Source organism: Paenibacillus sp. FSL F4-0100, assembly GCF_037993005.1.
Lineage (GTDB): Bacteria > Bacillota > Bacilli > Paenibacillales > Paenibacillaceae > Paenibacillus_AQ.
This window is the reverse complement of the sequence record NZ_CP150303.1, coordinates 7,258,765-7,273,836: the sequence shown is the minus strand read 5'-3', so window position 1 is coordinate 7,273,836 and position 15,072 is coordinate 7,258,765. Positions and strand designations below refer to the sequence as shown.

Below are 15,072 nucleotides of genomic sequence, written 5' to 3'. Positions count from 1 at the left end.
AAATTTATAACTTTTTGCCCCCGTTTCAGCCCTGATATTGTGATGTTTATCACAATCCTTTAGGGCGTGGTCTGCGACAATACAAAAAGAATCAAATTTGAAGTGATCACGTGAGCTAAAGAAAGGGGTATCTTAATATGGATCCGGTTATGCTGGCGCGAATTCAATTCGCATCGACAACCATTTTTCACTTTATTTTCGTACCGTTGTCCATCGGATTGGCGTTTCTGATTGCCATCATGGAGACGATGTATGTTGTCAAAGGCCAGGAAGTCTACAAGAAAATGGCCAAGTTCTGGGGAAAGCTGTTCCTAATTAACTTTGCGGTCGGGGTTGTGACAGGGATTCTGCAGGAATTCCAGTTCGGCATGAACTGGTCGGATTACTCGCGGTTTGTCGGGGACGTGTTTGGCGCACCGCTTGCCATCGAAGCGCTGCTGGCGTTCTTCCTTGAGTCGACGTTTATCGGACTGTGGATATTCGGGTGGGACCGGTTATCGAAGAAGGTCCATCTGCTCAGTATCTGGCTGGTGTCCTTTGGCACCCTGATGTCCGCCTTTTGGATTCTGGCAGCGAATTCGTTCATGCAGCGTCCCGTTGGGTTCGAGATGAACAACGGGCGAGCGGAGATGAATGATTTCTTCGCACTGATTACGAACGGTCAGCTGTTGGTAGAGTTCCCGCATACAATCTTCGGGGCACTGGCAACCGGGGCGTTCCTCGTAGCGGGTGTGAGTGCCTACAAGTTAATGAAGAAGCAAGATTTGGATTTCTTTAAGAAATCATTCCATATCGCCATCGTGATTGGTCTCATCACCTCCATTCTGGTTGCGGTGTTCGGTCACCAGCAAGCACAGTATCTGGTGGATACGCAGCCGATGAAGATGGCTGCTGCGGAGAGCCTATGGGAAACGAGTGACGATCCTGCGCCTTGGACGGTCATTGCAGCCATCGATCCAGATAAGCAGGAGAACACGATGGAGTTTAAAATCCCGTATTTGCTCAGCTTTTTGTCCTATAGCAAGTTTTCCGGTGAAGTCATCGGGATGAAGGAGCTGCAGGCGCAATACGAACAGCAGTATGGACCTGGAGATTATATCCCTCCTGTGCGCACCACGTTCTGGAGCTTCCGGATTATGGTGGCCGCAGGCAGCATCATGATTCTGCTGGGGTTGTACGGAGCATGGCTCATGCTGCGCAAAAAGGTCGAGAAGGCCGGTAAATGGTTCCTCAGACTGATGCTGTTCGGTATTTCACTTCCGTTCATTGCCAACACGTCGGGGTGGATTATGACGGAGATCGGGCGGCAGCCGTGGACGGTATTCGGACTGATCACCACGGAGAACAGTGTTTCACCGAACGTCAGCGCAGGCTCGATTCTGTTCTCGCTGATCATGTTTACCGCCATTTATGCGGTGCTGGCAGCCGTCATGGCGTATCTATTTATTAAAGTCATTAAGAAAGGACCGTATGCGGCGGAGGAAGATGACCACCACGCAAGCGATCCGTTTAATAAGGAGGGCTACAATGCTGTCTCTTAACGAACTGTGGTTTGTGCTCGTTGCCGTATTGTTTATCGGGTTCTTCTTCTTGGAGGGCTTCGACTTCGGGGTCGGGATGTCCACGCAGCTGCTGGCCAAAAATGATACCCAGCGCCGGGTGCTGATCAACTCGATCGGCCCGTTCTGGGATGCTAACGAGGTCTGGTTGCTGACGGCGGGCGGCGCGATGTTCGCCGCCTTCCCGAACTGGTATGCTACGCTGTTCAGCGGCTTCTACATTCCGCTTGTCTTTCTTCTGCTGGCCTTGATCGGACGCGGGGTGGCCTTTGAATTCCGCGGCAAAGTGGGCGATGTCCGCTGGAAACGGGTGTGGGACGGTGCAATCTTCACCGGCAGCGTGCTTCCGCCATTCCTGCTTGGCGTTGTTTTTGCCTGCCTGATCCAGGGGCTCCCGATTAATGAAGAGATGCAACTGCATGCCGGATTGTTTGATGTTGTGAATGGCTATACTGTGGTTGGCGGGCTGACGATGGTGATGCTCTGCCTGCTGCATGGCTTAATGTTCACAACACTGCGCACGATGGGGGATCTTCAGGAACGGGCGCGCCGTTTGGCCCGGAGACTCCTGCTTCCCGTAGCGGCCCTGTTCGTGGCATTCGGGGTGATGACGTATTTCATGACCGATGTCTTCGAGAAGCGTGGCGTGGTGTTAACCGTGCTGCTGGTGCTGGCTCTGCTCGCATTCCTGTTGGGCGGATATTTCATGAACATCAAGCGGGACGGCTGGGCTTTCGGGATGACCGGGGCGGTTATCGCTCTGCTGGTAACGTCCGTGTTCGTGGGCTTGTTCCCGCGCGTGATGGTCAGTTCCATCAATTCGGCATTTGACCTGACTATTTATAATGCGGCCTCCGGACCGTATTCTCTCAAGATTATGACGATTGTGGCGGTAACGCTGCTGCCATTCGTATTGGGCTATCAAATTTGGAGTTACTTCGTTTTCCACAAACGGGTACATGAGAAGGAGCATCTGGAGTACTGATGGGAAAAGATCTGCTGGGATACAAAGGCGCCAAGACGGTATTCTTCCTTGTCGCCGTATGTACCCTGGCACAGAGCATGGCCATCCTCCTGCAAGCCAAGTGGCTGGCGGAAGCCATATCCGCCTTGTTTGCCGGATCAACGCTGCAGGAGCAGGGGGAGACCATTGCCTTGTTCCTGCTTGCATTTCTGGCACGACACGGCATCTCAGCCGTGCAGCAAGGAATCGCACAGCGCTTTGCCGAGGAGACGGGCACAAGCCTGAGGAAGCAGCTGCTGGATGAGCTGTTTCGGAAGGGGCCGTCCTTTGTCCGGTCGGAAGGAACAGGCAATGTGGTTACGCTTGTGCTGGAGGGCATCGGCAAGTTCCGCAAATATGCGGAGCTGACCATACCGCGCATGATGGGGGCGAGCATTACCCCGGCTCTGGTATGGCTGTACGTGTTCATGACGGACCGGATTTCGGGCATTATTTTGCTGGTGACCATGCCGATCCTGATCGTATTTCTCATCCTCGTGGGGCTTGCCGCGAGAAAGCAGACCGAGCGGCAGCTGGATTCTTACCGGATGCTGTCTAATCATTTTGTAGATTCGCTGAGAGGTCTGACTACCCTGAAGTTTCTAGGACAGAGCCGCAAGCACAGCGAGAGCATACAGCAGGTCAGCGAGGGATATCGAGCAGCTACTATGCGGACCCTGCGCGTGGCGTTTCTGTCGTCCTTCGCGCTGGATTTCTTTACGATGCTGTCCGTGGCATCTGTTGCGGTAAACTTAGGCTTACGCCTCATTAACGGCAGCCTGGAGCTGCTGCCCGCGCTGCTTATCCTGATCCTGGCACCGGAGTATTTCCTGCCGGTGCGCATGGTCGGGGCGGACTTTCATGCCACGCTGGACGGTAAGCAGGCAGGGGAAGCGATGCAATCCATGATTCAGGAGGCCCGGAAAGGGCGTTCCTGCGATATAACATTTAAAATTAAAGATAATTTGTCTGAGCCCAATTCGCCGCAGCCGCAATTCCAGTGGGATAATCACAGCGTGCTGGAGCTGTCCGGTATCGGCCTCAGGCACGAAGAGTTGGGGCCGGCTTCCTTGGAGGATGTCAGCTTCCGGATACCAGGTCAGCGCAAGATCGGCATCGTCGGGGAGAGCGGGGCCGGCAAATCCACGCTCATCGAGCTATTAGGGGGATTCTTGGCACCAACGTCCGGCGTGATGGAGCTGAACGGCGTGAAGCTGGAGGACAGGAACCGGCAGGCATGGCGGACCGAGGTCACCTATATGCCGCAGCAGCCGTATTTATTCGGTGCTACCTTGGCGGATAATGTGCGCTTCTATGCACCGGAGGCATCAACAGCGCAAGTCGAAGCCGCGGTCGAAGCTGCGGGTCTATCGGATCTGGTGAAGAGCTTGCCGGGCGGACTTGCGGAGATGATCGGCGGCGGTGGACGCACTTTAAGCGGTGGCCAGGCCCAGCGTGTAGCCTTAGCCAGAGCGCTGCTCGGCGGCCGGCGGGTTCTGCTGCTGGATGAGCCGACGGCCCATTTGGATATCGAGACGGAATACGAGCTGAAGGAGACGATGCTGTCTCTTTTTCAAGATAAGTGGGTATTCCTCGCGACGCACAGACTGCACTGGATGCAGGATATGGATTACATCCTCGTTCTGCATCAGGGGCGGGTGGTGGAGACGGGAACCCATGAGGAGCTTATCGCTCGGCAAGGTGTCTATTATGGATTAATTACATCGCAGATGGAGGGAGTACAATGAAGCAGGAATCGTGGTTTCGGCCTTACGTAACGGCAAACTTCTGGCGCTTTTTGCTGATTGTGATGCTTGGCGTGCTCACGATCCTGTTCGCCGGGATGCTGATGTTCACATCCGGGTATTTGATCTCCAAGTCCGCCCTGCGACCGGAAAACATCCTGATGGTATACGTGCCGACCGTAGGGGTTCGGACCTTCGGCATCGGACGCGCGGTCATCCATTACGTGGAGCGCCTGGTGGGACATGACACGATTCTTCGCATCCTGTCCCAGATGCGTCTGCGGCTGTACCGCATTCTGGAACCGCAAGCCCTTCGTTTGTCCTCCCGGTACCGCACCGGGGATCTGCTTGGCGTGCTCTCTGATGATATCGAGTATTTGCAGGACGTCTATATTCGAACGGTTTTTCCATCGATTGTAGCGCTTGTGTTATACGCCGGGGTTATTCTGGCTGTCGGCCTGTTTGACCCGGCATTTGCCCTTCTGCTCGCGTTATATGTAGCGGTGCTGATTCTGGTGCTGCCGCTGGTTTCCCTGCTGCTCACCAAACGGAAGAACCGGGAGATGAAGCAGGCCCGCAGCAACCTCTACCAGAAGCTAACCGACGCGGTACTGGGTATTCATGAATGGTATGTCAGCGGCCGGCAGACGGAGTTCCTGACCGGTTATGAGGCGGATGAAGCCGAGGTCGACCGGACCGACCGCTCCCTTAAGCGCTGGTCGCGTCTTCGGGCTTTTATCGGTCAATGCGTGGTTGCCGTGACGGTGGTATCAATGGTGTATTGGTCAGGACGACAGTATGCGGACGGCTCGATCGATGTTACGCTGATCGCGGCTTTGGTTCTGGTTGTATTCCCGTTAATGGACGCATTCCTGCCGGTATCCGAAGCCGTGGAGCGGATTCCGCAGTACGGCCAATCGGTCGCGAGACTTCAGGCGATAGAAAGCGCAGAAACATCTGAAGGGGAGCAGAACCGGGAGCAACAGCTGAAAAATGGAGAGATCCAATCGGTCATAAGCAGCGGTGTCCATGTGAAGGCGGATGGCGTCAGCTTCCGTTATGATCAGGCAGCAGGCGGCGAATCCGGGCTGGAACGATCCGGTGCGAATAGGGAAGGGTCTACATTAACGGATGTATCCCTGGATATTCCTCCTGGGGCCAAGGTAGCCATTATAGGGCGTTCCGGTGCCGGTAAATCCACCCTGCTGCAGCTGATTCAGGGCGTGCTGGCACCTTCGGGGGGAAGTCTTACCCTAGGCGGAGTGGATGCTGCGCGGTTTGGCGATGAGATATCTTCTGTTATTTCGGTATTGAATCAGAGTCCGCACTTGTTCGATACGACGCTAGCAAACAACATCCGGCTCGGACAGCCGGATGCTACGGAAGCGGAAATACGGGGCGCGGTTGCTTTGGCACGGCTAGAACCGTTGGTGGCCTCCCTTCCAGAGGGTCTCCGCACCCGTATGCAGGAAGCCGGACAGCGTTTCTCCGGGGGAGAGCGCCAGCGCGTGGCTTTGGCCCGAATCCTGCTGCAGAAGACGCCTGTTGTCATTCTGGATGAACCGACGGTCGGGCTGGATCCCAAAACCGAGCGGGAACTGTTATCCACCATGTTCGCCAGTCTACAGGACCGGACGCTGATCTGGGTAACGCATCATCTGGTGGGCGTTGAGCGCATGGATGAGATCCTATTCATGGAAGACGGCCAAATCGTTATGCGGGGTACCCACGATGAGCTGATGGAGCGCTATCCGCGGTATCGGAACTTGTATCTATTAGATCGTCCGGCAGTCTAGACAACAACAGCATCCTTAGTAGAAGAACCGCCCTTTTGAAATGCCCCTAATTGTTAGACATGACCTAACGATTGGGGTGCAGTTCATTTAGGATCGGTTCTTTTTTTTTGTCTCCATCTTATTTTTCTTAATGAGCCTGATAAAAGATCCAAATCCACGCGCATCTTGGAAAGATGTAACATTAGCCTTAAGCAAGATAAAGGTTAATTACAATTTTAGGGGTGTGATGTAAGGTGGCTCATAAACGGATGGTCAACGTGTTTCGTCATTTTGCTGAGCGGGAATGTCCGGGCTCCAGTGTGTTCTATGAGTATTTGTCGCGCCATATAGCCGATGATGAAGAGGTGCTGCAAGTCGCAACGTTTGTTCCTGCAGGCCAGCCTGTACCCAATATGCTGTTTGGTGCAGTTCAATATTTGCTGCTCCAGGGTGAGGGACCAGAGCTGAGGGTGTATTACCCCGGCCTTGTGGAACATCCTAAGGAAATGAGCTCTTGTTATCCCCATTTTCGTTCATTTGTGCTGAAGCATCAGGCAGACATTATCGGGATACTGGAGAGTAAACGGGTACAAACGAACGAAGTCCGCCGCTGTGCGTATTTGTATCCGGTGTTCTGCTCGATCTATGACAAGGTCCGTAAGCCGCTTGCCTTGGTGGAGCTTGGAACTAGTGCCGGATTGCAGCTGCTGTGGGATCAATACAGCTATTCCTATGGGGACGCGGAGAGTTACGGCCTTGCGGGGTCAAAGGTTCATATCACATCGGAGATCAGGGGGAGCCGCACGCCGTTCCTGCTGGCTTCCAGTCCCCCGGTCGTCTATCGGATGGGGATCGATCTGCATGTGAATGACGTGCGAAACCCGGAGCATTTGTTGTGGCTGCGGTCTTTAATCTGGCCGGGTAATCACGACAGGGTATCCATGCTGGAGCATGCGGCGGAGGTATTGAAGCAGCAGACCGGGATACAGTTCCGGGAAGGGGATGGGACCGCGCTGCTTCCCGAAATCGTGAGGGGCATCCCGGAGGAGGCCGTCATTTGCGTATTTCATACGCATGTGGCTAATCAGATTCCGGAGGCGTCTAAGCAAAAACTGCTGCATCACTTAAATGAAATCGGAAGCGTCCGCGATATCGTGCATGTCTACAACAATATGGAGGATGAGCGTCTCCATGCCGATTATATTCTCGGAGGTGTGCCGAGCCAGTTTACGGTGGCACGGACGGATGGGCATGCGCGCTGGTTTGAGTGGCTGTTGTAAGGCGGGAATATTACCGTTAGCGTGTGATTGAAGAAGCGGCAGCGAATCGTTCGACAACCGCGTTGTTTCATATGAGGTGACGGTGAGTAAGCGAGCCAAGAAGGCAGCCGAGCCAGCGCTTTAATCCAAGAAGACAAAGCCGTTCATCCCGTCTGTTTTTTTCTAGGGCAAGTCTATGTCATAATAGGGGAGATGGAATATTAAGCGCTTAAATTCAAGGAAGCCAAAGGAGGAAGTTGGGATGGATTATCGTATTGAGAAGGATACCCTGGGTGAGGTTAAAGTGCCTGCGGATAAGCTATGGGCAGCACAGACACAGCGCAGTTCCGAGAATTTCCGGATTGGAACCGAAACGATGCCGAAGGAAATCATTCGGGCATTTGCGATATTGAAGAAGAGCGCGGCCATTGTGAATGGCAAGCTCGGTAAGCTGGATGCAGACAAAGTGGATGCGATTACGACCGCCGCCGACGAGATTGTGGCCGGCAAGTGGGATGAGCACTTTCCGCTGGTGGTTTGGCAGACCGGCAGCGGCACACAGTCCAATATGAACGTGAACGAAGTCATTGCGAACCGTGCGAATCAACTGCTTGAGCAAAAAGACAGCGCCCTGCGCGTTCATCCCAACGACGACGTTAACAAATCCCAAAGCTCTAACGATACGTTTCCGACAGCGATGCACATGGCCGCGGTCGTGGCTGTTGAAGATCATGTGCTGCCGGCGCTGCGCCGCTTAAAGAAAACGCTGGAGAAGAAAAGCGATGAATATAAGGACCTGATCAAAATCGGCCGCACGCATCTTCAGGATGCAACGCCGCTGACCCTCGGACAGGAAATCAGCGGCTGGCATCGGATGCTGGAGAAGTGTGAATTGATGCTGGCTTCCGCCGTAGAACCGCTGCGTGAGCTGGCTATTGGCGGTACTGCCGTCGGGACCGGCATTAACGCGCATCCGAAATTCGGAGAAATGACGGCTGCCGAAATCAGCATGCAGATCGGAAAAAGCTACACGTCCGCTAGCAACAAGTTCCATTCGCTGACCAGCCATGACGAGATTGTATTTGCCCATGGGGCGCTAAAGGCGCTGGCTGCTGATCTGATGAAAATCGCCAACGACGTTCGCTGGCTGGCAAGCGGTCCCCGTTCCGGGATTGGCGAGATCTCGATCCCTGCTAACGAACCGGGAAGCTCCATCATGCCGGGGAAAGTGAACCCAACCCAGAGCGAGGCACTGACGATGGTAGTCTGCCAAGTGATGGGCAACGATGCAACGATCGGTTTTGCAGCAAGCCAGGGAAATTTTGAGCTAAACGTTTTCAAACCGGTCATCATCTATAACTTCCTGCAGTCCGTACGCCTGCTGTCGGATGCCATGGATTCGTTCGACCAGAATTGCGCGGTCGGCATCGAAGCCAACCTTGACGTTCTCCGTGCGAACATGGAGCGGTCGCTGATGCTGGTGACGGCGCTGAACCCGCATATCGGATATGAGAATGCCGCGGCCATCGCGAAAAAAGCGCATAAAGAAGGGACAACACTTCGTGAAGCGGCTCTGGCAAGCGGTTTGCTCACCGGAGAGGATTTTGACCGGATCGTTCGTCCGGAAGAAATGATCCATCCGAAGGAGTAGGGTCTGATGTTTAGAGCTTGATCGGAAAACAGACCTCGGTTGAACCTCCAGCCCATTTCACCACGGTGAAATGGGTTTTGGTTTTTAGATGATTGAATGATCAGGTTTCAGCGAACCTAAACCATATTCGATCATCGCAAGGGCACCTTTCTATACGCGGCTAGCCTTCTGTGAGAGCATATCGATCGAAAATTTTCTTTTTCCAAGCTCCACAGCGGTTATAATAGGGTGTGTCAGGATCTGACCATGATTTACAAACCATTTGCATGAAGGACGGATGATAACTTGAAGAAACATCAATGGATTGCCACGCTGCTCTCTCTGATCTGCACTGGGCTCGGGATGTTTTATATCGGGACGCCGGGCATGATTATAGGCGGAACGCTGCTTATAGCGCTTCAGGGAGCGGCTTTGTTTATTTTTTTCATGACATTAGGATTTTTGGGCCTGATTCTGGGTCCGCTCGCTATTGGGATTCATATTATAGGTCTGATTATACCGGTTATTTACTTCAACTACCGATCACCCAAGAAACCGATGTTCGACGAGAAGCGGAGGCGGCAACTCTCCTCTCCGTGGAAAATCGTCGTGCGGACGGTGATCGGACTTGCCCTGTTCGCCGGGTCCATACACGCGGGGTATACTTGGGGATCTGCTCCGTTTATGAAGACGGCCGCCGAGAAACGAGAGGTCCAGGAAGCAACAGAGTCCTATTTGGAACAGAAGTACAACGAACCCTTTAAAGTAACGGACGTGAACTATACCTGGGCCATCGGCACATACAATCTGAGAGCCCATCCGGTACAGTCCCCTGAACTGGAATTCACGATTAGCAGCAATGATGCCAGCCCTCCAGTCATATCGGATGATACATATTTGAATTTGCTTTGGGGACAACAGCTGAGAGACCAGTTGAAACCTCTGCTGGCTGAGCTTTATCCGGACCAGGCGTTTGCGAATGCTTATGTCAACTCGGATTTAGACACGGTTGAGCGTGATTATAACCAACTCGCAAATGCCGACGGAAATGTCAGTCAGAATATCAATTTAATCGTGTTCGCGGATTTGACGGCAAACAATCAGGCGCAAGAGAAGGAACGGGTGCTGGAGCTGATTCGGCGGCTGCCATCGGTGACGGTACAGGGGGAGACGGACCTTCACATTGAATATTATGGGGCGGATTTGAAGACGCCGGACCGTGTAAAAAAGATCGAGCAGGATTTTGATATGAATGGGAAAGAGAGCACCCATAGTTTCAGAGAGTTTGATATTTCGAAAATCACGTCCGCGGATGACATAGAGATCAGAGAACTGGAATGAAGAATTTGAAGGCTGGATTGCCTCTATTCGATTAAAAGCCAGGCAGAGTTTGTGACTCTGCCTGGTTTTTTTTAAGTAGTATTCGTTAGGGAGCAGATGAATGGGAGCTTTAGCGCTTGGACAGATGAATGCTGCGCCCTTTCTGGGTTTGCGTCACGGTCAGCTTCAGATTCAAGGCTGTGGCCATGTCTCGGACAGGTACGTAGAGGGTTTTCTTTATGAAGAGGGGTCCTTCGTACTTACGTTCATCGAGCTTGCAATGGTCCGATTCTTCAGGGCATAGCTTGGCTGGCTTGTAAATGTCGATATCGTTTACGCTCATCTCTTGCGTTGCCCGCCGAACGATCGTATATCCCCACTTGTCGTTGCCCCATATCGATACCGCGGGACTGTTCGCAGCCTTTAAGTCATATTGATGAAAGTTGTCCAACTCCTGCTTCAGCGTATAGGAAATCTCATACCCCATTGCATCGGCTAAGGACTTGAGCGGAACGTACGCTTTGCCTTTGTGAACAAGAACGTCCGTTATGGGCGTGCCTGCCGCCATCACGGAATAGTCTTCCGCATCGTTAGCGGCTGCTTGTTCGCTGTTCCAGATTAGCGAAGCGGCTAGCAGGACACTTGTCAGCGCAAACAGCGATAGGCTTCTGAATTTCACGATTTTGATAACCTCCTTCCGCTTTTCGATTGTGTATAGGCATCTAACTAGGAACCTATCTATTATATAAACTCCTTTTGAGACTAAATGGTTAGCTAAAATCCTGCATATTGTAATTGACCATGTACTACAAACTCACTACATACTCATAGTGTTCTTCGCATCCCGATAACCGGATAGTTTGTTTACGAAGAACGTAATAAGGAAAGAGCAGAGCATGCTTGCTGCCATGGAGATCAGGAAGCCAATGGTGTTATTTGATGTGATGGGACCGATGAAGGAAGGCACGTAGGCAGTTCCCCGAACGCCGAATAAACCGACGAGCATGCCGCCAAGACCTGCGGAAGCAATTGCCCCAGCAAACACAAGTTTGTTCGAAAACATGAAGGGATAGGCAGCTTCAACGAAAGTGCCAAAACCCATATTGATGGCAAACCCGGGAGCCGCTACGGCCGCTTCTCCCTTATCCCGTGGGGCGATAATGTTGGCCAGCGTGATTCCTGCGGACACCATCACCAGACCGACCATATCGACCGCGCCGAGGAAGCTGTTGCTTGTTGTCTCCATCTCCAGCAGTACAATCGGCAGGATGGCCGCATGATAGACGCCGCCAATGATCGCGGGCCAGATCAGCAGGCCTGCAATCAATCCGGCTATGGCCGGGCTCCAGGAGACAAGGGTTTCGATCAGGAAGCGGATGCCTTGCCCTGCACTCAGCGCAATCGGCGCAATGAGGAAGTAAACCAGCAACCCGGCAATCAGACCCGATATGCCGCCTGCTACAATGTTGACCGTGGTTGCAGGGAAACGCCATTCCACGCATTGACGGAATATGTAATGGACGATGATACCTGCGCCAAGTCCGCCAAGGATGCCTCCGATAATGCCCCCTTCGACGGAAAGGACACCTGCCACGATGCCTGCCACGATGGATACCTCGTCCAGTTCGGATACCTGTTTGGCTGCAATGACAGCGACGATGACAGGCAGCGCCTTGATCAATAGATCAAACACCTCGGTCAGCGAGGATAACCCCGGGATCTTGCTGACCGCGAGGATCAGGGCCATGCCGATGAAACCGGGGAGGGATGCCATCATAATGCCGCGAATATTGATGCGCCGCCATGGCGACGAGCTCCCGGAAGTCCCGTGAAGGTTCGCGGTTGCATTTCCGATGACCGGCCGGTACGTAAGCCGCCAATGCTTGCTGAGGGAAGTGACGAAGGTGACCGCACGGGTTCGGTTGGTGGTCCCGGTTGTACCCGAGGCGGCGATGACATGCGCGCCTTTGGTTTGTATGATGGCCATGGAAGTTCCGCCGGTACCGGTCACTGGAAGACGGAACTTGGCAGCAGCCTCAATGGCGTGCCGGTTGCTGCCCTCAGGGTCGGCACTCATAACGATGATGCCGTCGATTTCGCCGAGTTCAATCTGCTCTGCAATCTCCCGATCCAGCCGTTCAGCCGCTTGATTGACCTGCTGTAGCGTACCCTCGGCGATAACGACCGGCTCCCCTTGAGAGATGCTCCAGCTGTAAAGAGTGGCAGGCGTTGTATCCTTGGCTGCATCCATGGAGACCTGGGCAGCAATAAACTGCAGTGCCCCACAGGATAGGCCTGCGCTCTCCAGTTGCATCAATATTTCATCCAGCAGCTTGAGCGGGTCTTTGCCGCCGAGATTGTACAGATTGCCGCCGCTGCTTCCGATAATAGCGATTTGACGATTCATGGCTTGCTGCCCCCTATATGTATGGAATTAGATTATTTCTATATTACAGCAGGGTTATAACTTGTTAAAGTGCTAAAATATCATTCCCGCATATAAAAAACCGCCATGCATAACCCGGTAATGGCTGCATGGCGGCTTGGCTATCTATTATCTATTCGTTGTTTTCGCTTGCAGCCGCGACGGCAGCTGCTTCTTCCGCTGCTGCTTCGGCCGTTTCTTTAACGATTTGCAGCTTCGTGTAGCGGTGAGTCTTCTTCTCGATGACGGTAAACGTCAAGTCACTGTAACTCCATGTATCACCTTTGGCAAGCTCGGAGTTATGTCCGTACAGCCAGCCGCCGATCGTATCCAGGTCATCGGTGCTCAAGTCGGTGTGAAGCAGGTCGTTGATCCGGTTAATGGATACCTTGCCATCCGCAATGATGCGGTTCGGCTCAGGCTGGGTCAGCTCGCGTTCTTCATCCTCGTCAAATTCGTCGCGGATCTCGCCGACGATCTCCTCCAGAATATCTTCAATGGTGATCATCCCGGAAGTGCCGCCATATTCATCGATCAGGATGGCCATATGCGTGCCTTCCTGCTGCATTTTCCGCAGCAGCTTCTTGATCGGAATCGCTTCGGATACTGTCATGGCCGGATGAATCAGCTTGGTCAAGTCGATGTTGGAATTGTCATCGAACTCCAGGAAGAACTGCTTGGTGTTCACCATACCGACGATCTGGTCCTTGTCACCGCGTACAACCGGAAAACGGGTGTACTGCTCGCGCTTGATGATTTGCAGATTGGCGGCAAGCGGCTTATCCACATACAGGCAGATCATATCGGTACGAGGTACCATAATCTCCTTGGCAAGCATATCATCAAAAGCAAAAATCCGGCTTACATAACCGTATTCGGCTTGGTTGATCTTTCCGCTCTCATAGCTGTCGCTCAGAATCATGCGGAGTTCTTCTTCCGAGTGAGCTTCTTCGTGCTCACTGGCGGGATGCATGCCGAACAGACGAACGATCTTGTTGGCGGATCCGTTCAGCAACCAGATGAACGGGTACATGATCCGGTTAAACCAGATAATAGGTGTCGCACAGATGAACGACACGGCTTCCGCTTTATTAATAGCAATCGTCTTCGGCGCAAGTTCACCGATAACGACGTGAATATAAGTCATGATAATAAATGCAAGCAAAAATGAGATTAGCGATGCGATAGCAGCAGGAATGGAAAAGCTATCAAACACCGGGTGAAGAATTTTCTCGATGGTCGGTTCCCCGAGCCAACCAAGACCGAGTGCCGTGATGGTAATTCCCAGCTGACACGCAGACAGGTATCCATCCAGATTCGAAGTTACCTTTTTGACGGCAAGCGCGCCTTTACGCCCTTCCATTACCAATTGGTCTACTCGGCTGGGACGAAGTCTTATGATAGCAAATTCCGTCATAACGAAAAAAGCGGTAGCTGCGATAAGCACAGCAACTAAGAATAAATTTAAGCCTATACTGTCATCCAAACAAAACACATCCTTTTTTATCTGATCCGAATTAGTTTTTTAATAACCATCACTTACTATGCATGGCTGTCAACATAATTCGACCGGAATTTTAAAGGGTCTAGCATCATGTGCTTGAGGAGCAGAAACATATCGGTATCCGTGGTACGTGATGTAACGTTATGCAAGGAAAGCAGATACACATGGCGTTTTGACTCCAGCATCAACCGAACAGGTTCCGGACTCTTGAGTACCGGCGTTGGCGATGGAAGAGTTCCTTCAGACGCTTCCAATCCCTGCGTAGCGGCAGCGGAATCGGTGATGTCCACCAGGGGAACATGCGTAACGGAAGCAATCAGAAGAAGGCCAAGTGTTGAACATATAATTCTGTTTGTCCTTCGTATGGGGTCCAAGTCGGATCGTCACTCCTACAATTCATAATCGATTTGTTCATGAAAAATATATGGCTTAATGGTCAGCGTATGAGTATGAGTCATTTAAGTTGTTGTACGTAATTTCACCACGAATGCGGTATTCAAAACAAGGTATATTGCTAAGATCATAAAAATTTATAGTTTTCAGCGAAGCTGAACAAATTCGATAATCGCATTTATATGTTTTGGGGTCCCCGCAAAGTATTTGGAGTAAGCATCGAAGCATAGGCTCCACTTTGTGGGGCTATTTTAAGAGATAAGAAAGTATAAACTTCAGAGACTTGCTATCCTTATCTCGCAAGAAAAACTTCCGCTATATGCGGTCTGTCCTCTGAGAAAGTACGTCGATAGACGTTTTTCTTATTAATCATAAGAAAAAGTAAGCCACTATGTCAAATAACCGTTGCTTTCGGCTGTATAAACCCTTACATATCAAGGATTTCCGGCATTCTCTGCC

The 15,072-nt window shown here is 52.2% G+C and carries 10 protein-coding genes; 7 read left to right on the top strand and 3 right to left on the bottom strand.

Annotated features, from left to right (window positions below):
* Window positions 1-137 precede the first annotated feature (137 nt).
* From MHH48_RS33020 to MHH48_RS32990, 7 genes are all read left to right on the top strand, one after another.
* Window positions 138-1,541: a cytochrome ubiquinol oxidase subunit I gene (locus MHH48_RS33020; protein WP_076323881.1), complete on the top strand. Its 1,404-nt coding sequence runs from the start codon at window positions 138-140 to the stop codon at window positions 1,539-1,541.
* Entirely contained in the window at window positions 1,528-2,544 is a 1,017-nt protein-coding gene (gene cydB / locus MHH48_RS33015; RefSeq protein ID WP_076323882.1) for a cytochrome d ubiquinol oxidase subunit II, read from the top strand. Before MHH48_RS33020 ends, cydB begins: the two co-directional genes overlap by 14 nt.
* A complete protein-coding gene (cydD, locus tag MHH48_RS33010) occupies window positions 2,544-4,310 on the top strand; it encodes a thiol reductant ABC exporter subunit CydD (RefSeq protein ID WP_076323883.1) in 1,767 nt (588 codons plus the stop codon). The genes cydB and cydD overlap by 1 nt, the downstream gene beginning before the upstream one ends.
* A complete protein-coding gene (gene cydC / locus MHH48_RS33005; protein ID WP_076323884.1) occupies window positions 4,307-6,103 on the top strand; it encodes a thiol reductant ABC exporter subunit CydC in 1,797 nt (598 codons plus the stop codon). Before cydD ends, cydC begins: the two co-directional genes overlap by 4 nt.
* Before the next feature lie 233 nt (window positions 6,104-6,336).
* Entirely contained in the window at window positions 6,337-7,362 is a 1,026-nt protein-coding gene (locus MHH48_RS33000; RefSeq protein ID WP_144023484.1) for a DUF2332 domain-containing protein, read from the top strand.
* 241 nt (window positions 7,363-7,603) lie between these two features.
* Entirely contained in the window at window positions 7,604-8,992 is a 1,389-nt protein-coding gene (gene fumC, locus MHH48_RS32995; RefSeq protein WP_076323886.1) for a class II fumarate hydratase, read from the top strand.
* Between the two features lie 285 nt (window positions 8,993-9,277).
* A complete protein-coding gene (locus MHH48_RS32990; protein WP_076323887.1) occupies window positions 9,278-10,312 on the top strand; it encodes a hypothetical protein in 1,035 nt (344 codons plus the stop codon).
* A gap of 109 nt (window positions 10,313-10,421) precedes the next feature.
* Here MHH48_RS32990 and MHH48_RS32985 read toward each other — a convergent pair whose 3' ends face one another.
* The 3 genes from MHH48_RS32985 to MHH48_RS32975 all read right to left on the bottom strand — a co-directional run bounded on the left by MHH48_RS32985 (window position 10,422) and on the right by MHH48_RS32975 (window position 14,202).
* The gene (locus MHH48_RS32985) at window positions 10,422-10,970 is read right to left on the bottom strand and encodes a hypothetical protein (protein WP_256720655.1); all 549 of its coding nucleotides are present in this window, start codon (window positions 10,968-10,970) and stop codon (window positions 10,422-10,424) included.
* Window positions 10,971-11,108: 138 nt separating this feature from the next.
* A complete protein-coding gene (locus MHH48_RS32980) occupies window positions 11,109-12,698 on the bottom strand; it encodes a PTS sugar transporter (protein WP_076323889.1) in 1,590 nt (529 codons plus the stop codon).
* A gap of 151 nt (window positions 12,699-12,849) precedes the next feature.
* Window positions 12,850-14,202 (bottom strand): hemolysin family protein, encoded by a 1,353-nt coding sequence (locus MHH48_RS32975; RefSeq protein WP_076323890.1) that lies wholly within the window; start codon window positions 14,200-14,202, stop codon window positions 12,850-12,852.
* Between the last annotated feature and the right edge of the window lie 870 nt (window positions 14,203-15,072).

Bases quoted from the DNA above. Each gene is read 5' to 3' on its own strand.
- cydD (WP_076323883.1), top strand. From the start codon at position 2,544: ATGGGAAAAGATCTGCTGGGATACAAAGGCGCCAAGACGGTATTCTTC.
- cydB (WP_076323882.1), top strand. From the start codon at position 1,528: ATGCTGTCTCTTAACGAACTGTGGTTTGTGCTCGTTGCCGTATTGTTT.
- MHH48_RS33020 (WP_076323881.1), top strand. From the start codon at position 138: ATGGATCCGGTTATGCTGGCGCGAATTCAATTCGCATCGACAACCATT.
- fumC (WP_076323886.1), top strand. From the start codon at position 7,604: ATGGATTATCGTATTGAGAAGGATACCCTGGGTGAGGTTAAAGTGCCT.
- MHH48_RS32980 (WP_076323889.1), bottom strand. From the start codon at position 12,698: ATGAATCGTCAAATCGCTATTATCGGAAGCAGCGGCGGCAATCTGTAC.
- cydC (WP_076323884.1), top strand. From the start codon at position 4,307: ATGAAGCAGGAATCGTGGTTTCGGCCTTACGTAACGGCAAACTTCTGG.